The organism is Amycolatopsis sp. MJM2582, from assembly GCF_000754115.1.
Lineage (GTDB): Bacteria > Actinomycetota > Actinomycetes > Mycobacteriales > Pseudonocardiaceae > Amycolatopsis > Amycolatopsis japonica.
Genome location: NZ_JPLW01000005.1, coordinates 155,962 through 177,443 on the forward strand (window position 1 = coordinate 155,962; position 21,482 = coordinate 177,443).

Below are 21,482 nucleotides of genomic sequence, written 5' to 3' on the forward strand. Positions count from 1 at the left end.
ATGTGTGGCAACGTAGGGTCGTGCGAATTCTGGTAGTCGAAGACGAAGAACCCCTCGCCGACGCGATCGCACGCGGCCTGCGGCGCGAGGGTATGGCGGTGGACATCGCGCTCACCGGTGACGACGGGCACGAGAAGGCCGCCGTCACCCGGTACGACGTCGTGCTGCTCGACCGCGACCTGCCCGGCATGTCCGGTGACGACCTGTGCCGCGAGATCGTCGCGTCCGGCGAGCTGACCCGCGTGCTGATGCTCACCGCGAGCAGTTCCGTTTCGGACCGCGTCGACGGCCTTTCCCTCGGCGCCGACGACTATCTCGCCAAACCGTTCGCCTTCCCCGAACTCGTCGCACGTGTGCGGGCGCTGGGCCGCCGCGCGACCCCGGCCGCGCCGCCGCTGCTGACTTCGGGCGACGTCGAACTGGACCCGGCGAGGCGGACCGTCCGCCGCGCGAGCGGTCCGGTGGAGCTGACCCGCAAGGAGTTCGGCGTGCTGGAGGTGCTGCTGTCGGCCGCCGGGTCGGTGGTCAGCAGCGAAGAACTGCTCGAACGCGTGTGGGACGAGAACGCCGACCCGTTCACCACCACCGTCCGGGTCACCGTGATGACCCTGCGGAAGAAGCTCGGCGAGCCGGGCATCATCGAAACCGTCGTCGGCTCCGGCTACCGGGTGCCGGAGCAGGGGACCGCACGAGGGTGAACCTGTCCGGTGCCCGCAGCCTGCGCGGGCGGGTCACGCTGCTCGCGACCGGGCTGGTGGCACTGGTCAGCGTCCTGTTGCTCTGGCTGACCTGGAACCTCGTCGGCGACGCGGTTTCCGCCGTGCCGCAGCTGCCGCCGGGCACCACGGTGCGCGTCGACGGCGTCGAGGTCGACGCGTCCGCCGTCACGGAGCATCTGCGGGTCTACGCCAGGAACCGGGTGCTGCTGTTCGGCGCGGTCGCGTTCTGTTTCGTCGTGCTGGCGGCGGGGATCCTCGCGTGGACGTTCACCGCGCGGGTCCTGCGGCCGCTGCGCGAGATCAGCGGTACCGCGCGCCGTCTCTCGATCGAGTCGATGGGAGAGCGGATCGGCGAGGTCCGCACGAAGGACGAACTCGCGGAACTGGCCGAGACGTTCGACGACATGCTGGACCGGTTGCAGGCCGCGTTCGACGCGCAGCGGCATTTCGTCGCGAACGCCAGCCACGAACTGCGGACGCCGCTCGCCGTCATCCGCACCGAACTCGACGTCACGCTGGCCGACGAGCACGCGGACGAAGCCGAATTACGCCGGATGGCGGGTGTCGTCCGTGACGCGACGGAGCGGGCCGAGCGGCTGGTCGGTTCGCTGCTGCTGCTCGCCCGTACGGACGGCGCGGGATTGGTGGCCAGGGAGCCGGTCGATCTCGCGGTGATCGTCGCGAGCGCGTGGCGCGCGGTGCGCGCCGAAGCCGAAAAACGCGGCATCCGCACCGAATTCGCGACCCAGGGCGCGGTGACGTTCGGCGATCCCGCGCTGCTGGAACGGATCGCGGGCAACCTGCTGGAGAACGCCGTGCGGCACAACGTCGACGGCGGCTGGCTGGACGTCGTCACGCAGGCCGGTCCACAGTGGTCGGTGCTGCGGGTGCGGTCTTCGGGCGGGCTGCTGGATCCGGCCGCGGTCCCCGAACTGTTCGAGCCGTTCCGCCGCGCCGGCGTCGCCAGGACGGCCCGGACCGGCGCCGGGCTGGGGCTCTCGATCGTGCGGGCCGCGGTGCAGGCACACGGCGGCACGGTGTCCGCGGAACCCGTTGTGGGCGGCGGCCTTTCGGTGACCGTCCACCTGCCCGCTCTGCCCTGACCCCCGGCGGGGGTTACGGTTCGAGTATGGTTCCCAGTATTCGGCTGAACAACGGAACATCCCTCCCGCAACTCGGGTTCGGGGTGTACAAGATCGGCGACGACGAGGTCACCGGCGCGATCCGCACCGCCATCGAGGCGGGATACCGCGCCATCGACACGGCGACCCTGTACGCCAACGAGCGCGGCGTCGGCGAAGCCGTCCGCACCAGCGGGCTGCCACGCGAGGAACTGTTCGTCACCACGAAACTGTGGAACACCGAACACGGCTACGACTCGGCGTTGCGCGCCTTCGACACGAGCCTGAGCGAGCTGGGGCTCGACTACGTCGACCTGTATCTGATCCACTGGCCGCTGCCGTCGCAGGACAAGTACGTGGAAACGTGGCGGGCGCTGGAAAAGATCGCCTCCGACGGCCGGGCGAAGGCGATCGGCGTCTCGAACTTCCAGATCCCGCATCTGGAACGGCTGATCGAGGAGACCGGGACCGTTCCCGCGGTGAACCAGATCGAATGCCACCCGTGGCTGCAGCAGCCGTTGCTGCGGGACTTCCACGAAAAGCACGAGATCGTCACCGAGGCGTGGGGCCCGCTGGCGCGCGGCGGAGACCTGCTCGCCGACGAGAAGATCACCACGATCGCGGAGAAACACGGCAAGACGCCGGCCCAGGTCGTGCTGCGCTGGCATGTCGAGATGGACCATCTGGTGATCCCGAAATCCGTCACGCCGGAACGGATCAAGGCGAACATCGACGTCTTCGACTTCGCGCTCGACGCGCACGACACCGCCGCGATCGCGACGTTGGAGCAGGGGAAGCGACTGGGGCCGGACCCGGACAAACTGGGCGTCTAGCGTTTCGGAAGTGTCATGAAAGGGCCGTTCAGGACGTTTTTCGTCCTGAACGGCCCTTTCATGACATCCGCGGGAGACTTACCGCACGTCGACGAAGATCGGGTTCCCGTACAACCACAGGTCTTCGAACGGGTTCGACTGCCCGATCACGTCGGCGCTCGGTTCGATCCCGCCAGGCGCGTGCTTCTTGCCGTCCGTTCCGCGTGTCCGCACGAAGAACGGCTCACGCACGTCGCGGAACGTGTGCCGGAAGGTGACCCGCCGCCCGGGCGCCCACCGCGGCTCGAACGACCGCACCACCCGGGTACCCGGGGCGGTCTGTGCGTCGCGGTCGGCGGCCGGGCCGGTCACCGGTCCCGAAACGAGGTCGAGCCGCGCGAGCCGCGGGATCGCGCCGCCGCCGTTCGGCCGGGCCGCCAGCTTCGCCGAGACGACCACCGTGACGTCGGATCCGCGCCGGACCCGCAGCCTGCCGCCCATCGTCGCCGAGCTCCAGCCGCTGTACGCGCCGAACTCGAGCTCCTGCGCGAGCCCGCCGTGCACCACCCAGACGCGGCCCGCGCGCAGACCTTCCAGCACACCTTCGTGGCTTCGGCGGGTCACGCCGACCATCGTCCGGCTGAACTCCGCGGGGGCGAAGTCCGCGTACGGCGGCAGGGTCTGCGGGACGCCGGTGTCGATCGGGTCCGGGTAGCCGCCGTGCTCGTCGTAGTAGCCGTCGGGGACGCTGGGCCGCACGTGGGTGTCGCCGCGGTTGTAGTGCGAGTCGGAGTTGCTGGTGATCCACCACGGCTTTCCTTCGGCCAGCAGCGAATCCCAGAGCCCGCCGACGGTCGCGGTGCTCCAGTCGAAGCCGCCGTAGGTGCGGTAGGCCGACGCCGGGAAGCCCGGCCACGAGTTCGAGCCGGGCGAGTTGCCGTACCCGCCACGCGCGCCCCCACCGCTCCCGAGCGGTTTGGGGAAACCGTCGGCCTGCGCTCCCGGCGCGCCTTCCATGCCGATGACGATGCCGGGCGCGGCGTCGCGCAGCGCGCGGATCTCGTGCGGGGCGATCCGGCCGTTGCGCAGCGGATGGTTGATCACCACCACCGGCGCGTGAATCCGGCGCGCCCGCTCTTCGGCCGCGAGCCAGCGGATCGCCTCGACGGCCAGCGCCTCGTTGTCCGGCGTGCCCGGTTCGGTCCCGGTCAGCCGCCAGTCGAAGGCGCGCTCGAACTCGCGCAGTTTCGCGGCCTGGGCCGCGCCCGCCTGGAAGAACAGCGTCGCGTGCTCGGCACCCGGCACGTTCCACTCCATGCCCTGCCACAGCAGGAGATCGGGATGTTCGCGCTGCGCCGCCCGGATCGCGGCGTTCGTGCGCTCCACCGACGACTTCTCGTGCGCGGCGTGGCCGTGATCGGTGATCACCGCCCAGTCCGCGCCGTGACGGCGCGCGTCGGTGGCGATTCCGTCCACTGTGTACATCGCGTCGTAGGAGTACTGCGTGTGGATGTGGTGATCGCCCGCCAGCCACCGATAGCGGTCCCGGCCGAAGAGCAGGCCGAGATCGAGGTCCAGATCCAGATCGAGGGCGTCCGCCGGTGCCGCGGCGGCGAGTGGCGCGCCGGCGGCCGCCGCGGACACGAGGCCCGCGCGCTTGAGGAATCCGCGGCGGTCGACGCCGGGTTTTTCGCTGTTCACCGGCCGGACGCTAAAGAGCGTCGTTGAACGGACGATGTCCGGACGGCCAACGCACGGCGTTCTGTGATGCCCGTCTCCCCGGGGGATGGCCGGGGAGACGAACGTTCCCGTACGAACCCCAGGCTTTCACGAAAACGTAGCCACCCGCCATCGAATCCACGAAAAACGCGAAAGGCCACCGTCCGCGATCAAGGGATCGCCGACGGTGGCCTTTCGCCGCGGCTCAGGAGAGCGGCACGCTCGCCACACCCGGGGCCAGGAACGGCTTGCCGTTGACCTTCTCGGACACGCCGGCCCGGTCGAGGTACGGCGTGATGCCGCCCAGCCAGAACGGCCAGCCCGCGCCGAGGATCAGGCACAGGTCGATGTCCTGCGCCTCCGCGACCACGCCCTCGTCGAGCATGATCCGGATCTCCTCGGCGATCGCCGCCAGCGCGCGGTCACGCACCTGCTCGGACGTCGACGGCGAGTCGCCCTGCTGCCAGAGCTCGGCCACCTCGGGATCGACGGTGGCGTTGCCCTTGTCGTCCCACTGCCAGACGCCCTTCTTGCCCGCCTTCACGAAGCGGTCGAGGTTCTCGCTGACGGTGAACCGGTCCGGGAACGCCCCGTGCAGGGTCTCCCCGACGTGCAGGGCGATCGCCGGGCCGACCAGCTGCATCAGCGTCAGCGGCGTCATCGGCAGGCCCAGCGGCTCGAGCGCCTTGTCGGCGACGTCGAACGGCGTGCCCTCGTCGACGGTCACCAGCACCTCGCCGAGGAACCGCAGCAACAGCCGGTTGACCACGAACGCGGACGCGTCCTTGACCAGCACGCTCGACTTCTTGAGCTGCTTGCCGAGCGCGAACGCAGTGGCCAGCGCGGCGTCGTCGGTCTTCTCCGCGCGGACGATCTCCAGCAGCGGCATCACCGCGACCGGGTTGAAGAAGTGGAACCCGACCACACGCTCGGGGTGCTTCAGCTGCGACGCCATCGCGGTGATCGACAGCGACGAGGTGTTCGTCGCCAGGATCGCCTCGGGCGAGACGTACTGCTCCAGGTCGGCGAAGACCTTCTGCTTGACGCCCAGCTCCTCGAACACCGCCTCGATCACGAAGTCGGCGTCGGCGAACGCCGACTTGTCGAGCGAGCCGGTGACGAGCGCCTTCAGCCGGTTCGCGCCGTCCGGCGAAACCCGCTTCTTGGCCAGCAGCTTGTCGATCTCACCGTGCACATAGGACACACCCTTGTCGACGCGTTCCTGGTCGACGTCGGTGAGCACCACCGGCACCTTGAGACGGCGGACGAACAGCAGCGCCATCTGGCTGGCCATCAGGCCCGCGCCGACGATGCCGACCTTGTTCACCTTGCGCGCCAGCGACTTGTCCGGCGCGCCGGCCGGCCTCTTGGCCCGCTTGTTGACCAGGTTGAACGAGTACAGCCCCGCGCGCAGGGTGTCGTCCATGAGCAGTTCGGCGAGCCCGTCGGTCTCGGCCGCGTAGCCGCGGTCGAGGTCGTTCTCGCGGGCCAGCTCCAGCAGCTCGACGGCCTTGGTCGCGCCGGGGGAGGCGCCCTTCGTGCGACCGTCCACAATGGCCTTGGCGCGGGCGATCGCGGCGTCCCAGCCCGCGCCGCGGTCGATCTCGCGGCGGGCGGGGGTGATCTCGCCGTTGACGACCTTCGCCAGCCACAGCAGGGACTGCTCGAGGTAGTCGGCCGAGCCGAAGACCTCGTCGACGATGCCGAGCTCCGCCGCCTGCGCGACCTTCAGCATCTTGTTCTGGGCCAGCGCGTTCTCGATGATCACAGTGACCGCGGCGTCCGGGCCGATGAGGTTCGGCAGCAGCTGGGTGCCGCCCCAGCCCGGGAACAGGCCGAGGAAGACCTCGGGGAACGCGATCGCGGCGGTGTTCTCCGAAAGCGTGCGGTAGTGGCAGGAGAGGGCGAGTTCGAGCCCGCCGCCCATCACCGCGCCGTTGATGAACCCGAAGGTCGGGATCTCGGTTTCGGTGAGGCGCCGGAACACGTCGTGCCCGGTCTGCGCGATCTCCCGCGCCAGCGCCGGATCCGCGACCGCTTCGACGCCGGAAAGGTCGGCGCCGACGGCGAAGATGAACGGCTTGCCGGTGACCGCGATCGCGGCGGGCTCGGCCGCGAAGGCGGCGTCGATCGCGGCGTTGAGGCTCACCAGGCCCTGCGGGCCGAAGGTGTTCGGCCGGGTGTGGTCGTGGCCGTTGTCGAGGGTGATGAGCGCGACGGGCTTGTCGAGCCCGGGCACCTTCACCAGGCGGGTGACCGCGTTCGTGACGACCTCGTCGGGGAAGGCGGCTTTCGCCTGCTCAGCGGTGAAAGTCATGTTACTTGGCCCCCTCGAAAGCCGGGTTCTCCCAGATGACCGTGCCGCCCATGCCGATGCCGATGCACATGGTGGTCAGGCCGTAGCGCACGTCGGGACGCTCGGCGAACTGACGCGAAAGCTGCGTCATCAGCCGCACCCCGGAGGACGCGAGCGGGTGACCGCAGGCGATCGCGCCACCCCACTGGTTGACGCGGGGGTCGTCGTCGGCGATGCCGAAGTGGTCGAGGAACGCGAGCACCTGCACCGCGAACGCCTCGTTGATCTCGAACAGGCCGATGTCGTCGATCGACAGGCCGGTGCGCGCGAACAGCTTCTCGGTGGCGGGCACCGGGCCGATGCCCATGACCTCCGGCTCGACACCGGCGAAGGAGTAGCCCACCAGGCGCATGCCGATCGGCAGGCCGAGTTCGCGGGCGGTGTCCTCGTCGGCGAGCAGCGCCGCGGTGGCGCCGTCGTTGAGCCCGGCCGCGTTGCCCGCGGTGATCCGGCCGTGCGGGCGGAACGGCGTCTTCAGCCCGGCGAGCTGCTCGACGGTGGTGCCGGGTCGCGGCGGCTCGTCCTCGGTCGCGAGACCCCAGCCGAGTTCCTTCGAGCGCGTGGCGACCGGGACCAGCTCGGGGCCGATCTTGCCGGTCTTCACGGCTTCGGCGTACTTCTCCTGGCTGCGCGCGGCGAAGGCGTCGGTGCGCTGCTTGGTGATCGCCGGGAACCGGTCGTGCAGGTTCTCCGCGGTCTGGCCCATCACGAGCGCCGTCGGGTCGACGAGTTTGTCGGCGATGATGCGCGGGTTCGGGTCCACGCCCTCGCCCATCGGGTGGCGGCCCATGTGCTCGACGCCGCCGGCGATGGCGATGTCGTAGGCGCCGAAGCCGATCCCGCTCGCGGTGGTGGTGACGGCGGTCATCGCGCCCGCGCACATGCGGTCCAGCGCGAAACCGGGCACCGACTTCGGCAGGCCCGCCAGCAGCGCGGCGGTGCGGCCGATGGTCAAGCCCTGGTCGCCGATCTGGGTGGTGGCGGCGATCGCCACCTCGTCGACGCGTTCGGGCGGCAGCTCGGGGTGCCGCCGCAGCAGTTCACGGATGGCGTTGACGACGAGATCGTCGGCACGGGTGCCGGCGTACATACCCTTTTCGCCTGCCTTGCCGAAGGGCGTCCGCACCCCTTCGACGAAGGCGACATTGCGTACCGACCGCGCGTTCGGCGCGAGCGGTGTTGCTCCTGCGGCCACGAATGCTCCTGAAGTAGAGGTTGTCCTGACCGCACCCTAGCCCCGGTTACCGGTCGGTAACCAGGATGGTGGCCCGGTCGAGTGGGGGAAGGCACACTCCCGGGGTCACCCGCCTCGGCCGCTTGGCCGATCCGGGAGCGGTGGGGAAATTGCTATGTTCGAAGTGATCAGGGGGAGGGATCACGATGAACTCGCCGGGGCCGGCCGTCACCCGTCGTGCGCTGCTGGGGATGGCGGTCCTCGCGTCACTGGCCGCCTGCACGCGGGCGAACCCGCCCGTGCCGTCGCCTCCGCCACCCCCGCCGTCCACCACCCGCCAGTTCCACGACCGGTTGATGGAGCTGGAGAACAAGTTCGACGCCAGGCTCGGCGTGTACGCGCTCGACACCGGAGGCGGCGGCACCGTCGAACACCGCGCCGACGAGCGGTTCGCGTTCTGCTCGACGTTCAAGGGGGTCGCGGCGGCCGCGGTCCTGCAGCGCAACCCGTTGTCGCATCTGGAAACCCGGGTCAGCTACTCGCGGGACGACCTGATGAAACACGCGCCGGTCACCGAGCGGCACGTGGCCACGGGCATGACGATCCGCCAGCTGTGCGACGCCGCCGTCCGGTTCAGCGACGGCACCGCGGGCAATCTGCTGCTGCGGGATCTCGGCGGCCCGGCCGCACTGACGGCGTTCACACGCGGTCTCGGCGACACGGTCACGCGGATGGACCGGGTCGAGCCTGCCATCACCGAGGCCACCCCGGGCGACCTTCGCGACACCACCACGCCGCGGGCGTTCGCGGCCGACTACCGGGAGATCGTGCTGGGGGACACGCTGACGGCCGAGAAACGCGACTTCCTGCGTGACCTGCTCCAGCGCACCGTCACCGGCGCCGGACGGATCCGCGCGGGCCTCCCGCCCGGCTGGACCATCGCCGGCAAGACCGGAACAGGCGAGTACGGCACGCTGAACGACATCGCCGTCCTGTGGCCGCCGGGTAAGGCACCGATCGTCCTGGCGGTCATGTCCAGCAAGTCGGCGAAGGACGCTCCCTACGACGAAGCGCTACTCGCCGAGGCCGCGAAGTACGTCGTCGAAAAGCTGGCGTAGTTCCGGGTCAGTTGCCGGTGGCGCTGGGGAGCAGGGCGGGGCAGCCGGCGGTCTTGTAGGCCGGGTCGTACTCGAAGTGCCACTTCTCGTTGTCGTAGCGACGGCACCAGCCGAGCGGGCCGCCGTTCTTGTCCACCCACGCCGCCGAGTTCAGCGGCTGGATGTCGACGGCGATTCCCTTGACGTGCATGGACGTCTCGGGCTGCAGTGCCCATTTCTTGGCCTGCTCCACGGAGCCGAACCGTTCGACGGCCTTGTCGAATTCGCGCTGTTGCTGACCCCGGCTGCGTTTGCCGTCGTTCACGCAGAGCGTGACGTTCTGGGCTTTGGCCTTGGCGCGCATGGCGTTCCACGCTTCGATCACGTCCGGGCGCATGCCGAAGGTGTCTTCGTCGACATAACGCTTGTCGACGGCGCAGGTCGGCCCGCTCTCGGGCCCGGGGACCTCTTCCAGGACCGCGAGCGCCTGTCCGTTCACCGGTTTGACGGCCAGACCGGTGGCGCCGAGCGTCACCATCGCGGCCACGACGAGGCCCAGCGCCGCGAACACGCTGATCACGGTCCTGCGGCTGGAGGTGGATATGGTCGGCACCACTCCGAAGCTACCCAGCCTGCGGCGGGTCGCCACGGTTTGTGAGCTTCTTCCCAGAACGCCCCGGGAAGCCAACCAAATCGGAAAACGCCTGGTCCGGGTGGTCGTGAGTGACGGGCTGGACGACACACGTGCTCCGACGGACGACACACGTGTCTGAACGGACGGCTCGCGGCGGAGACTTCACCACGGGCGTGTCGTCCAGCTGATCACGTGTGTCGTCCGTCGGATCACACGCGCCGTCCGGTCAAACACGCGAAACCGCTGGTTCGGTCCGGGTGGTCGTGAGTGGCGACTCGGGTTCTATTGAGGAGTAAGTCAAATGGGGCGCGTTGTGCTGCCCGAGGTCTTTGGTGTCCACAGTGGTCACTTTTCGGGCAGCATACGCCTGCTTTGTGCCTGTAAGTCCCGTTTCGCGGGGAGTCGTGAGTGGTAAAGAGGGTTAGAACGACCATTGCCACTCACGACCCCCGGGCAATACTGCGCAAAGTGCCCAAAGCGCACTCTCACCGCCGACTTCATCAGGTCACCTTTGACTTACCCCTCAGGAACTCGAATCGCCACTCACGAGACTCGACTCAACGACTCAAGTACCCGAGCCACCCGCCGTACTCAGTGATGTCCTGGGCGCCCTCCACCGCACCTGGCTCGCACACGAACCCCGACACCTCACTCCCGTCGGCCAGCCGCACCTTCCCGATGGCCAGCGGCGCGGGAATGCCCGCCACGAACTCGCCGAAACCGCTCAGCGGCAGGTCCCAGACCTCCGCCTCGATCGGCTCGCCGCCCGAAGCGACCCGGACGAGACCGGGTTTCGGCGGCACGGTGTCCAGCGCGTAGAACCGGTACTCGGCCGCCGTCCGCCCCGCGGAGACGAACCGGCCGCCCCGCGAGGTCAGTTCGTGGTTCAGCGGCTGCCCGCGCAGATGCGCGCCGACGACCGCGATCCGCGTCCGCCGCGGCACCGAGCGGGCGACGTCGGCGAGGATCCGGTCGGCGTACGCGGGGCCGACCAGCATCACCCCGAACGGCAGCCCGCCGACGGTCCCGCCGGGCACGGCGAGCGACGACAGGCCCAGCAGGTTCGTCGAGTTCGTGAACCGGCCCAGTCGCGCGTTCACGCCCAGCGGGTCGGCCTCGACTTCGGCGATCGTCGGGTGCTCCGTCGTCGTGGGCAGCAGAAGGCAGTCCACAGTGGACAAAACAGCCGAGGCTTCACGAGAAAGACCGTCGAGCGTGGCGAGGTCGGAGAACAACCGATGTGCCGGGATGTCCTTCGCCGCACCGATGATCCGCCGCACGGCCGGATCGACGGCGCCAGGATGCGCGTCGATGAATTCGCCGACCGCCGAGTACCGCTCGGCCACGAAGGCACCTTCGTACAACAGGCGCGCCGCGGCGAGGAACGGCGATATGTCGACAGGGACCAGTTCCGCGCCCGCGTCCCGATACGAGCGGGCCGCCGCGGCGAACGCTTCGGCCCACCCGTCCTGGAGCGGTCCCACCTCGGAAGGCACGCCGATCCGGAAAGGACGGTTCAGCACCGGAAGGTCCCGGGGCTCGCTCAGGCAGGCGAACGCGGACGTCGCCTCGTCGACCGTCCGCGCGAACACCGTGACGCAGTCGATGCTCGCGCACGCGGGCACGACCCCCGTCGTCGGCAGCAGCCCCCGCGTCGGCTTCAGCCCGACGATCCCGTTGAACGCCGCCGGAACCCGGCCGGATCCGGCGGTGTCCGTGCCGAGCGCGAGATCCACGATCCCGAGCGCCACCGCGACCGCCGATCCCGAACTCGACCCGCCCGAGACGTACGCCGGATCGATCGCGTTCCGCACCGCCCCGTGCGGGCTGCGCGTCCCGACCAGCCCGGTCGCGAACTGGTCCAGATTGGTGGTGCCCAGGATCAGCGCCCCGGCCGCGCGCAGCCGCGCCACCACCGGCGCGTCCTCGGCGGGCGAGTAGGCGTACTCGGGGCACGCCGCCGTCGTCGGCAGCCCGGCGACGTCGATGTTGCCCTTGACCGCGGCGAGTTTCCCGTACAGCGGCAAGGATTCCCCCGCCACGCGACGGGCTTCCAGCTTCTCCGCGTCGGCGAGCACGTCCTCCTCGGGACGCAGGTCGATCCAGATCTCGGGCCGGTCGACCCGGGCGATCCGGTGGTACGCGGCGCGCACCCGCTCCCGCACGCTCATCCCGCGCTCCTTCCCAGTACCACCAGCGGGGTGCCGGGGGCGACTTGATCACCGGGCGAGACGAGCACCTCGACGACCTTGCCGCCGGCGGGCGCGGGGATCCGCGCCTCGGTCTTCATCGCTTCGAGGATCACCAGCGTCTCCGCCGCGTCGACCGTCTTGCCGGGCTCGACGTCCACCCGCCACACGGTCGCCGCGAACGGCGCCTCGACGACGTACCCGCCGGGCGGGGCCTCGACCTTCGTGGTCGGGACCTTCGCGCCGACCGGCTCCGGCCGCGGGTCGAACTCGCCCGCCGCCGCCCACGCCTGCCGCTCCGCCTCGAACGCCGCGCTCTGCTTCGCCCGGAACGCGGCGATGTCGGCCGCGTTGTCGGCCAGGAAGCGTTCGTGGTCGGCCAGCGCGAACTCGCCGTCGGTGATGTCGAGTTCCAGTTCCCCGGCCGAACTCTGTGCCCGCAGATCCAGTAGTTCCTCCGCGGTCACCGGGTACCAGGAGATCCGGTCGAAGAACCGCAACAGCCACGGCGAACCCGGTTCGAACGATCCGCGTTGCCGCCAGCCGCTCCACACCTGCACCGTCCGCCCGACGAACTGGTAGCCGCCGGGACCCTCCATCCCGTAGATGCACAGGTACGAGCCGCCGATGCCGACCGAGTTCTCCGCGGTCCACGTACGGGCCGGGTTGTACTTCGTGGTCACCAGCCGGTGCCGCGGGTCCAGGGGAGTGGCCACCGGCGCGCCGAGGTAGACGTCGCCGAGGCCGAGCACCAGGTACTCCGCGTCGAACACCGTGCGGTAGACGTCGTCCACACTGGACAGACCATTCACCCGGCGAATGAACTCGATGTTCCACGGGCACCACGGCGCGTCGTCGCGCACGCCGGCCATGTACCGCTCGATCGCCTCGCGCGTCGCCGGATCGTCCCAGGACAACGGCATCCGCACGGTCCGGCTCGGTACCACGAGGTCGCCGGTACGCGGCAGATCGTGCTCCACCTCCTGCACGAGGCCGAGCAGTTTCGGCACCGGAAGCACGTCCGGATCGACGTGCACCTGCAGCGAGCGGATGCCGGGGGTCAGGTCCACGACGCCGTCGAGCCCTTCCGTGGCCAGCCGGTCGGCCAGCGCGTGGACCCGCATCCGCAGGGCCAGGTCGAGTTTCATCGGCCCGTACTCGATCAGCAGGTTGTCGTCGCCGCTGCGCCGGTAGGTGACCTCCGGGTTCTCGTCCGATGTGGACAGACGGCCGAGGATGCCACCGTCGTCGATCGGCTTCCGGCTCGCCTTGACCGCCTTGCTCGGCGAGACACGCAGAGAGCCCGCGTGCTCGGTGGTGATCGGCACGAACCGCACGGTGTCGCCCGGCCGCAGCTGGCCGAGTTTCCAGCGCTGCCCGGTCACCACGGTCGCCGGGCAGACGAATCCGCCGAGGCTCGGCCCGTCCGGGCCCAGCAGGATCGGCAGATCGCCGGTGTAGTCGACGGCGCCGATCGCGTACGGGGTGTCGTGGATGTTCGACGGGTGCAGGCCCGCCTCGCCGCCGTCCTCCCGTGCCCAGCGCGGCCGGGGCCCGACGAGCCGGACACCCGTCCGCGCGGAGTTGAAGTGCACCTCCCAGTCGGTGGCGTAGAACGTCTCGACGTCGTCCGGGGTGAAGAACTCCGGTGCCGCGTGCGGTCCCTCGGTCGCGCCGATCTCCCAGTGCGTGGCGAAAACCGGCCGTTCGGCCTCGGGAACGGGACCGCCGACGGGGTTCTCCGGCAGCGGCCCGGGGGAGAGGACGTCGCCGGTCGCCAGCGCGCGCCCGCCGTGCCCGCCGAAACCGCCGAGCGTGAACGTGGCCGCGCTGCCGAGGAAGTCCGGCACATCGATCCCCCCGCGCACGAGGACGTACGCGCGGAGCCCGGCGGTCCCGGTGCCGACGTCGAGCACCCCGCCCGCGGGGATCTCGACCGGTGTCCATTGTGGAACCGGGGAGCCGTCGACGGTCACCGGTGACGGCGATCCCGTGACGCAAACGATTGCGTCTTCGGTGAACCGGAGCGAGACACCGTCCACAGTGCACTCCAGGCCCGCCGCGCCTTCGGGATTGCCGAGGGCGCGGTTGCCCAGCCGCAGGGACAGCTCGTCCATCGGCCCGTTCGGCGGGACACCCACGTGCCAGAACCCCAGCCGCCCCGGCCAGTCCTGGACGGTGGTCATCGTGCCGCCCCGCAGCACCTCGATCCGCGGTTCGGGGTCGGTGATCGTGTCGAGCGTCGCGGTGTCGTGCGCGACCTCGCGCAGCCGCCGATCCGCGGCGACCGCGCGCAGCTGACCGAGATTCGTCCGGACCCCGTCCACCCGGCTCTCGCCGAGGGCCTCGCCCAACGCCGTCAGCGCCTCGGCCCGGTCCGCGCCGACGGTGATCACCTTGGCGAGCAGCGGGTCGTAATGTGTCGTCACGGTCGCCCCGGCCTCGACCCAGGTGTCGACCCGGACACCGGCGGGGAAATCGGCGCGGGTCAGCAGGCCCGCGCTCGGCCGGTGCCCGGCGGCCGGATCCTCCGCGTAGACGCGGGCTTCGATCGCGTGCCCGCGCGGGGACGGCGTGGTGGCGAACATCCCGGTGTCGCCGTCGGCGAGCCGGAGCATCCACGAGACCAGGTCGACGCCGTACACCGCCTCGGTGACCGGATGTTCGACCTGCAGCCTCGTGTTGACTTCGAGGAAGGCCGCCTCTTCGCGGACCGGGTCGTAGATGAACTCGACCGTCCCGGCCGACCGGTAGCGCACCGAAGCGCAGAGGTCGACGGCCGCCGAGACCAGTTTCTCCCGCGCCGCTTCGGAAAGTCCCGGCGCGGGGCACTCTTCGAGCACCTTCTGATTGCGTCGCTGCAGGGTGCAGTCCCGCGTGCCCAGCGCCAGCACCTCACCCGTACCGTCGCCGAACACCTGGACCTCGACGTGCCGCGCGTGCGTCACGAGCCGTTCGAGGAACACGCCAGAAGTCGAGAAGCTCTTGGCCGCGATGCTCTGCACCGCCTCCCAGGCGTCGCGGAGTTCCGCGGCGGACGCGCAGGCCCGCATGCCGATCCCGCCGCCTCCGCCGGTGGCCTTGAGCATCACGGGGTAGCCGATCCCGTCCGCCGCCGCTTCGGCGTCGGCCAGGGTGTCCAGCAGTCCGGTGCCCGGCAGCAGCGGGACACCGGCTTCGACGGCCTTCTCCCGCGCGGTGTGCTTGCTGCCGAAGACCTCGAGGTGGTCCACCGTGGGACCGGCGAACCGGAGCCCGGCCGCCTCCACCGCCCTGGCGAAGGCGGCGTCCTCGGACAGGAAACCGTAGCCGGGGTGGATCGTGTCCGCGCCGGTCTTCAGCGCGGCTTCGATGATGGCGTCGACGAGGAGATAGCTCTCCCTCGCCGGCGCCGGGCCGAGCCGGACGGCTTCGTCGGAAAGCCGTACGTGCGCGGCCGTACGGTCGGCGTCCGAATAGACGGCGACCGTCGGAATGCCCATCTCCCTTGCCGTCCGGATGATCCGGACCGCGATTTCCCCCCGGTTGGCGACGAGCAGCTTCACGCGCCACCGCCGGTGACGATCATCCGGACCGGCGTCGGGTCGAAGCCGTTGCACGGATTGTTGATCTGCGGGCAGTTCGACACCAGCACGAGCACGTCGGTCTCGGCGCGCAGCTTGACTTCGAGACCGGGTGCGGAGATGCCGTCGACGATGCCGAGCGTGCCGTCCTGTTCCACCGGCACGTTCATGTACCAGTTGACGTTGCTGACCAGATCCCGTTTGCCGAGGCCCCATTTCGCGCCCTCGGTCAGGAAATTCTCGACGCAGGCGTGCTGGTACCGCGTGTGCTGGCCGTAGCGGAGGCTGTTCGATTCCTTGCTGCAGGCGCCGCCGATCGTGTCGTGCCGCCCGCAGGTGTCCTCGACGACGGTCAGCAGCGGCGCGCCCTCCCCGGTGCGCAGCACGCTGCCGGTGGTGAGGAAGATGTTGTGTTGCGCGGCGATCGTGGCGGCCGCGCTGTACCTCTTCGCCGTGTCGGCGGCGTCGTAGCAGAGGAAGTCGACGGCCTGGTTGCCGCCGAGGTCGATGATCGCGAGCGTCTCGCCCTCGCGCAGCACGGTGGAGTACGGCGCCCGCGCGGCGACCTCGGTGTCGGAGATGATCGTCGTCATGCCAGGCCCCTAGCGGTGAGGTAGTCGGCGGTGTTCTCGAAGGCGCGCTGCGCTTCGGGTGACGCTGTCCATTCAGGACTGTCCGGTGTGGACGGCGCGCTCCGCTGGGCGAGGACGCGCAGCGGGGTGACCGTGTGGTCCGGACGTGGGTCGAGCGGGTGCGCGACGTTGGCGATCAGGACGATCACCGGGAGTTCGGTGCGCAGGACCACGGATTTGCCGGGGCCCGCCGAACCGGTGAACGTCAGCCCACCGTCGGTCTCCACGTGGACGCCCTGGAAGAAGGACAGGCTCGGCGGGATATCGCGTGGGGTGAGGCCGTGTTTGGCGGCGGCGAGGGTGAACAGCCTGAGTCCGTCCACAGTGGACGTACCGCAGAGGGCGTCGTGTTTCCCGCTCTCGTCGGTGACGACGGTCGCGAGCACCCGCGCCTGATCCGAAAGCAGCGCGATCGCCTCGCCGAGGTAGGCGTTCCACTGGACCTTCACCGTGTCCGCGACGTTCAGCCGTTCCCACGGCTGGTCGGCGTTGTACAGCAGCACATGCGCGCAGGCGTCACCTTCGACGTCGGTGAGCCGGAGTTCGGTGCCCCTCGCGAGGACCTTGTGGGTGTAGCCGCCGCCGGCGACGGTCTCGGCCCAGGTCAGCTTCGCCGGGTCGATCCCGGGCGGCGGGTCCGGCCAGGTGGACGCCGGGATGGCAGGCATCGCTTCGGTGACCGTGCCCGCTTGGGCGCGCGCGTGGTCGCGAGCGCCGTACGTGGTCGATGTCGTGCTCATGGAGCCTTCCTTCAGGTCGCGGGGACGGGAACCGTGGTGAGCGCGGAGCGGCGGCGCCAGCAGAGGTAGCCGGTGAGCAGCGCGGCGCCGACGAACTCGATCGGGAACAACAGGACCCAGACGGAACCGGTGCCCGCCAGGTCGTAGATTTCGGCTCGTGGCCAGGCGATGTTGACGATCATCATCGCGCCGTACCCTACTGCCGCGATGTTGACCGGAATAGCCCATCGCCCCAGGGAGAAATGGCCGGGTTCGGCGGTGAAACGGCCTTGACGGCGCCGGATCAGCAGCGGTCCGGTCACCAGCAGATAGGCCAGATAGACCACGACCACCGAAGTGCCGGTGATGGTGCTGAAGATCGTCGGATTCCCCAGATTCAGCAGAAGCAGCCCGATGGCGAGCGCCCCGGACAGCACCGCGGGCGCGATCGGCGTGCCGGTGCGGGCGTTCACCGCGGATAGGCGTTTGGCGCCGGGAAGCGCGCCGTCGCGGGCCATCGAGTAGATCAACCGGACCGTGCCGGTCTGGATGGTCAGGGTGCAGACGACGACCGCGATCGCGACGTCGGCGAGGAAGACCCGGCCGAGGGTGTCGCCGAAGACGGCCGTGATCACATACGGCAGGCCCTTTCCGGCGAGTTGCCCGTCGGTCAGGCTCGGCGCCGCCATCAGCGCGGTGAGGACGACGGCGAGCCCGCCGATCCCGGAGATCAGGAGGGCGCGGAGCACGGCACGCGGGGCGGTGCGGCGCGCGTCCTTCGTCTCCTCGGCGACGGAGGCGGCGGTGTCGAAGCCGTACAGCACATACGCGGCCATCAAGGCCGAGGCGAGGACACCGCCGGCTCCCGGGCTCTCACCCGCCGGCTGGAGCACGACCTGAGGACCGCGGACCGCGAACAACGCGAGCCCGGCGATCAGCACGAGGACGCCGACGAGTTCGGCCGCGACCCCGACGTCGTTGATCCGCGCCATCAGCCGCACGCCGCCCGCGTTGACGGCGGTGGTGAGGACGATCAGCAGGGTGCCGAGCAGGACCGCGTTGCTGGCGCCGGTCGGGGAGGTGATCGCCGGATCCCCGCCGACGAGCTGGAACCCGCTCCAGACCGACGGGAGGACGACCTGGAGCGCGATCGCGGCACCGGCGAGCGCCACGACGCAGCCCACCAGCATCATCCAGCCGGCGAGCCACCCCGCGAATCCGGGGGAGAGGTGTTTCGCCCACTGGTAAACCGATCCCGCCAGCGGGAATCGGGCCGCGAGTTCGGCGAAGTTGAGCGCGACGAGCAATTGCCCGGTGATCACCAGCGGCCATGTCCAGAAGAACAGCGTGTCGCCGAAGGAATAGCCGAAGGCGAACAGCTGGAACACCGTCGTGAGGATGGAAACGAAGGAGAAACCGGCGGCGAAGGCGGAGAAACCGCCCAGTGTCCGGCGAAGTTCTTGGCGGTACCCGAAGGCGGAAAGGTCTTCGGAAGGCATTGCGGAGGCTCCTGTCTCAAGGGCCGGATTTCGATCGGCTGACCGAAATTAAGCGCGTGCGGGATCCTTCCGATCTCCGCCGGGTAAGCGCGGTGTTAACAGATACCGGATTCGGTAACCTGGGCCGACCGCCGGACGTAACAAAGATCTTCGCGGAGAAATGGCAGGATCGGATAGATGACGAAAACGACCGGGGTGGGCAGACCGAGAGCCAGCGGCGCCGCGGCGAGCAAGCGCGAGGCGCGGCTCGCCGTTTTGGACGCTGCGGGGGAGCTGTTCACCGGCGCCGGCTACGCGGCGACGACCACGAGGGCCATCGCCGAACGCGCCGGACTGCGCCAGGCGTCGCTCTACTACCACTTTCCGTCCAAAGAGGACATTCTCGCGGCGCTGCTGGAGGACACCGTCCGGCCGTCACTGGATGTCGCGGGCGGGCTGTCGGCCAAGCTCGCGCCGGTCGGCACACGGCTGTGGGCGCTGGCCTACGCGGACATCCACCTGCTTGGCAGCGCGCGGCAGAACCTCGGCGCCCTGTACCTGCTGCCGGAGATCTCGTCGCCGCGGCTGGCGCGGTTCCGGGCCGAACGGGCGGAGCTCAAACGCGTCTACGGCTCGCTCGTCGCGGCGGCGGGGGTCACCCCCGCCCTCCAGGGGATCCGGACCGACCTCGTGTTCGGGCTCGTCGAGAGCATCGCGATCGTCCGGCGCGACCAGCCGGATCTGGACGTCGAGGCGCACGCCGTCGAAGGGGCCGACAGCGTGCTGAGGCTCGTCGGGCTCGGGGAGCCGGACGCGGGTCTGCGCGGCTCCGCGCGAGCGTTGCTGGAGGGCTGAACGCGGGTCAGGCGGCGGTCGAGTGGAGCGCCTTGCTCAGCACCGCGACCGTCAGCTCGACCTGCCACGGCCGCGCGCCGCCGTCACGCAGGACCTGGGCGACGGAATCCTCGCTCAGGTCCGACGGCGGACGCCAGCAGGTGCGGCGCACCAGTTCCGGCAGCAGCAGGTTCTCCACCGGCAGCCGCCGGTCCTCCGCGATGGCGGACAGCGCCGCGCGGGCGGCCGAAAGCCGGGCGGCGGCGTCGGGATCCTTGTCCGACCACCGGTTTACCGGCGGCGGTCCGTCGGTCTGCTGCGCGGGTGTGGGCAGTTCGTCGGCGGGGAGCGCGCGGGCGGCCTGCAGATGCCGCAGCCAGCTCGCGGTGTACTTGCGCTGCACCCGGCCGCTGAACACCGGCAGCGCCTGCAGCTGCTCGACGGTCTTCGGGTCGGCGGTGACGGCGTTGATGATCGCGCTGTCGGGCAGGATCCGGCTCGGCGCGCGGTCGCGTTTGCGGGCGAGCTCGTCGCGGGCCTGCCACAGTTCGCGGACGGCGGCGAGGCCGCGGGCGCTGCGGATCTTGTGCACCCCGGACGTCCGGCGCCACGGCTCGGCCCTCGGGGCGGGCGGCGGCGCCGTGCGGACGGCCTCGAATTCCTGCTGGGCCCATTCGAGCTTGCCCTGGGCGGCCAAGTCGGCTTCGAGCTTCTCGCGCAGCTCGATGAGCAGCTCGACGTCGAGGGCGGCGTAGTTCAGCCAGTCGACGGGAAGCGGGCGCTTCGACCAGTCGGCGGCACTGTGCCCCTTCTCCAGCTGGTAGCCGAGGAGGAGCTCGACGAGGGTGCCGAGGGCGACCCGCTCGTACCCGGCGAGCCGTCCGGCGAGTTCGGTGTCGAACAGGCTCTTCGGGTGCAGGTCGAGTTCGGCGAGGCACGGCAGGTCCTGAGAGGCCGCGTGCAGCACCCATTCGGCGTTGTTGAGCACTTCCGCGAGGGGTTCGAGCTGCCCTTCGAGCGGAATGGGGTCGATGAGGAAGGAGCCGGCACCTTCGCGGCGCAGCTGCACGAGATAGGCCTTGGGCCAGTATCGGTAGCCGGACGCGCGTTCGGTGTCCACGGCGATGGCCCCGCTGCCGCCCGCGATCTTCGCGCAGGCTTCGGCGAGGGCGGTCGCGTCGGCGATCACCGGTGGAGTGCCCTCGGCGGGCTCACGCAGCAGGACCGGTCCACCGGTGTCGTCGGTGCCGGTCTTCGGGTCCGTCTGCGGTTCTCCGGGTCGGTCGCCTTCCATAGGTGAAGACCCTACGGGACGAGCGGGCCGCGCCTGGTCCGCCCGCCCCGCAGGGCTGTTCGCCTTTGTCAGCGGATCACGCCGGCACGCATGGCCAGCGCCACCATCTGAGCCCGGTCACCCGTGCCGAGCTTGCGCCCGATGCGGGAGAGGTGAGACTTCACCGTGAGAGCGGAGAGGCTGAGTTCCTCGCCGATCTCCTTGTTGCTCTGGCCGTCGGCCACGAGCTGCAGCACCTCGACCTCGCGCGCGGAAAGCTCGCGCGGGGTGTTGTCGGTGCCAGCGACCCGGGTGCCGGTGGCCAAGACCGGTGCGACGCTCGGGTCCGCGTAGACGCCGCCCTCGAGCACCCTGCGGACGCCGTCGGTCACCACGACCGGCGAAGCCGACTTGAGCAGGTATGCCTGGGCGCCGGCCTGGAACGCCGACCTGACCGCGTACGGGTCGTCTGATGAAGCGAGCACCACTACCCGAGGCCAGCCGTGGCTACGGAGTTCCGTAACCAGCTCGATGCCGCTGCCATCGGGCAGTCCGAGATCGAGGATCGCCAGGTCACAAGGCCCGGTGGCCTGTGCTCGCGCCCTCGCCTCGGCCACCGTGGCGGCCTCGTGGACGGTGCCCGCACCCATCTGTGCGAGTCTTGCTGAGATTGCCTCCCTCAACAGCGGGTGGTCATCGACCACCAACACGGAAAAAAGCTCTTCCCGCGGGTGCGGAACCATGCTCGCCGGCAATGAACCGGCTGGCGTGGATCGGACGGCCTGAGAAATGCCGACGGTAGCCACGTCACTACCTCCCTGGAGTCGGTCGTGCCCCCCGACCGGCACCGGGACTTTCGGCCGTTTAGCCGCGCCAGCTTTAGACCGAAAGTGGTGTCGTCGATGGCACTGTAGCCGCCCTGAGGCCTTCGCGGGGGGATCGAATGGGTATCTATCTCAAACCAGTGGTCACTCAGGGAGTTCGTAGTAACACGATCGGGCTAGTACACAGCCGGTGGCTAACACATCGCCGAAAGAACACGATGCACTGGGGTTACCAGGGTCCAACCGACTGTGCAGATGAGCCGTGCACCTGCCGGTGCCTCTGCCCGGGACCTTCGCGGGGTCGCCGGAATGTGCCTCCGGCGTGGGGCTTGATCAAC

Annotated in this window: 16 protein-coding genes; 5 read left to right on the forward strand and 11 right to left on the reverse strand. The window is 70.0% G+C overall.

Annotation, left to right across the window (positions count from 1 at the left end; all coding sequences use genetic code 11):
* Positions 1 to 20: 20 nt before the first annotated feature.
* The 3 genes from ED92_RS28570 to ED92_RS28580 are packed head-to-tail and all read left to right on the forward strand — an operon-like array spanning position 21 to position 2,673.
* The gene (locus tag ED92_RS28570) at positions 21 to 698 is read left to right on the forward strand and encodes a response regulator transcription factor (RefSeq protein WP_007033550.1); all 678 of its coding nucleotides are present in this window, start codon (positions 21 to 23) and stop codon (positions 696 to 698) included.
* Positions 695 to 1,822 carry a cell wall metabolism sensor histidine kinase WalK gene (locus ED92_RS28575; protein ID WP_037343763.1) on the forward strand — a complete coding sequence of 376 codons (1,128 nt, stop codon included), beginning with the start codon at positions 695 to 697 and terminating at the stop codon, positions 1,820 to 1,822. Before ED92_RS28570 ends, ED92_RS28575 begins: the two co-directional genes overlap by 4 nt.
* A gap of 26 nt (positions 1,823 to 1,848) precedes the next feature.
* A complete protein-coding gene (locus tag ED92_RS28580; protein WP_037343766.1) occupies positions 1,849 to 2,673 on the forward strand; it encodes an aldo/keto reductase in 825 nt (274 codons plus the stop codon).
* 78 nt (positions 2,674 to 2,751) lie between these two features.
* On the opposite strand, the gene ED92_RS28585 is transcribed toward ED92_RS28580, so the two are convergent.
* The 3 genes from ED92_RS28585 to ED92_RS28595 form a co-directional block, all read right to left on the reverse strand.
* The gene (locus ED92_RS28585; protein WP_037343768.1) at positions 2,752 to 4,353 is read right to left on the reverse strand and encodes a PHP domain-containing protein; all 1,602 of its coding nucleotides are present in this window, start codon (positions 4,351 to 4,353) and stop codon (positions 2,752 to 2,754) included.
* Positions 4,354 to 4,576: 223 nt separating this feature from the next.
* The gene (locus ED92_RS28590; protein ID WP_037343771.1) at positions 4,577 to 6,688 is read right to left on the reverse strand and encodes a 3-hydroxyacyl-CoA dehydrogenase NAD-binding domain-containing protein; all 2,112 of its coding nucleotides are present in this window, start codon (positions 6,686 to 6,688) and stop codon (positions 4,577 to 4,579) included.
* Position 6,689: 1 nt separating this feature from the next.
* Positions 6,690 to 7,922 (reverse strand): thiolase family protein, encoded by a 1,233-nt coding sequence (locus tag ED92_RS28595; protein ID WP_005156956.1) that lies wholly within the window; start codon positions 7,920 to 7,922, stop codon positions 6,690 to 6,692.
* 185 nt (positions 7,923 to 8,107) lie between these two features.
* On the opposite strand from ED92_RS28595, the gene bla reads away from it, so the two are divergent.
* On the forward strand, positions 8,108 to 9,019 hold the full coding sequence (bla, locus tag ED92_RS28600) for a class A beta-lactamase (protein ID WP_037343773.1): 912 nt from the start codon (positions 8,108 to 8,110) through the stop codon (positions 9,017 to 9,019).
* 7 nt (positions 9,020 to 9,026) lie between these two features.
* On the opposite strand, the gene ED92_RS28605 is transcribed toward bla, so the two are convergent.
* From ED92_RS28605 to ED92_RS28630, 6 genes are all read right to left on the reverse strand, one after another.
* Positions 9,027 to 9,614, reverse strand: coding sequence for a D-alanyl-D-alanine carboxypeptidase family protein (locus ED92_RS28605; RefSeq protein ID WP_037343774.1), 588 nt, complete (start codon positions 9,612 to 9,614; stop codon positions 9,027 to 9,029).
* A 575-nt stretch (positions 9,615 to 10,189) separates the two neighbouring features.
* The gene (atzF, locus tag ED92_RS28610) at positions 10,190 to 11,803 is read right to left on the reverse strand and encodes an allophanate hydrolase (RefSeq protein WP_037343776.1); all 1,614 of its coding nucleotides are present in this window, start codon (positions 11,801 to 11,803) and stop codon (positions 10,190 to 10,192) included.
* Complete coding sequence (gene uca / locus ED92_RS28615; protein WP_037343778.1) at positions 11,800 to 15,366, reverse strand: urea carboxylase; 3,567 nt, start codon at positions 15,364 to 15,366, stop codon at positions 11,800 to 11,802. The genes atzF and uca overlap by 4 nt, the downstream gene beginning before the upstream one ends.
* Positions 15,363 to 15,977 carry an urea amidolyase associated protein UAAP2 gene (locus ED92_RS28620; protein WP_037343779.1) on the reverse strand — a complete coding sequence of 205 codons (615 nt, stop codon included), beginning with the start codon at positions 15,975 to 15,977 and terminating at the stop codon, positions 15,363 to 15,365. Before ED92_RS28620 ends, uca begins: the two co-directional genes overlap by 4 nt.
* Complete coding sequence (locus ED92_RS28625; RefSeq protein ID WP_037343781.1) at positions 15,974 to 16,756, reverse strand: DUF1989 domain-containing protein; 783 nt, start codon at positions 16,754 to 16,756, stop codon at positions 15,974 to 15,976. The genes ED92_RS28620 and ED92_RS28625 overlap by 4 nt, the downstream gene beginning before the upstream one ends.
* A gap of 11 nt (positions 16,757 to 16,767) precedes the next feature.
* Entirely contained in the window at positions 16,768 to 18,234 is a 1,467-nt protein-coding gene (locus tag ED92_RS28630; RefSeq protein ID WP_037343782.1) for an amino acid permease, read from the reverse strand.
* A 177-nt stretch (positions 18,235 to 18,411) separates the two neighbouring features.
* On the opposite strand from ED92_RS28630, the gene ED92_RS28635 reads away from it, so the two are divergent.
* Positions 18,412 to 19,068 carry a TetR/AcrR family transcriptional regulator gene (locus ED92_RS28635; RefSeq protein WP_037343783.1) on the forward strand — a complete coding sequence of 219 codons (657 nt, stop codon included), beginning with the start codon at positions 18,412 to 18,414 and terminating at the stop codon, positions 19,066 to 19,068.
* Between the two features lie 7 nt (positions 19,069 to 19,075).
* Here ED92_RS28635 and ED92_RS28640 read toward each other — a convergent pair whose 3' ends face one another.
* Both ED92_RS28640 and ED92_RS28645 read right to left on the reverse strand, forming a co-directional pair.
* Positions 19,076 to 20,341: a ribonuclease D gene (locus tag ED92_RS28640; RefSeq protein ID WP_037343784.1), complete on the reverse strand. Its 1,266-nt coding sequence runs from the start codon at positions 20,339 to 20,341 to the stop codon at positions 19,076 to 19,078.
* Positions 20,342 to 20,409: 68 nt separating this feature from the next.
* Positions 20,410 to 21,126 (reverse strand): response regulator transcription factor, encoded by a 717-nt coding sequence (locus ED92_RS28645; protein WP_034318331.1) that lies wholly within the window; start codon positions 21,124 to 21,126, stop codon positions 20,410 to 20,412.
* Positions 21,127 to 21,482: the final 356 nt, after the last annotated feature.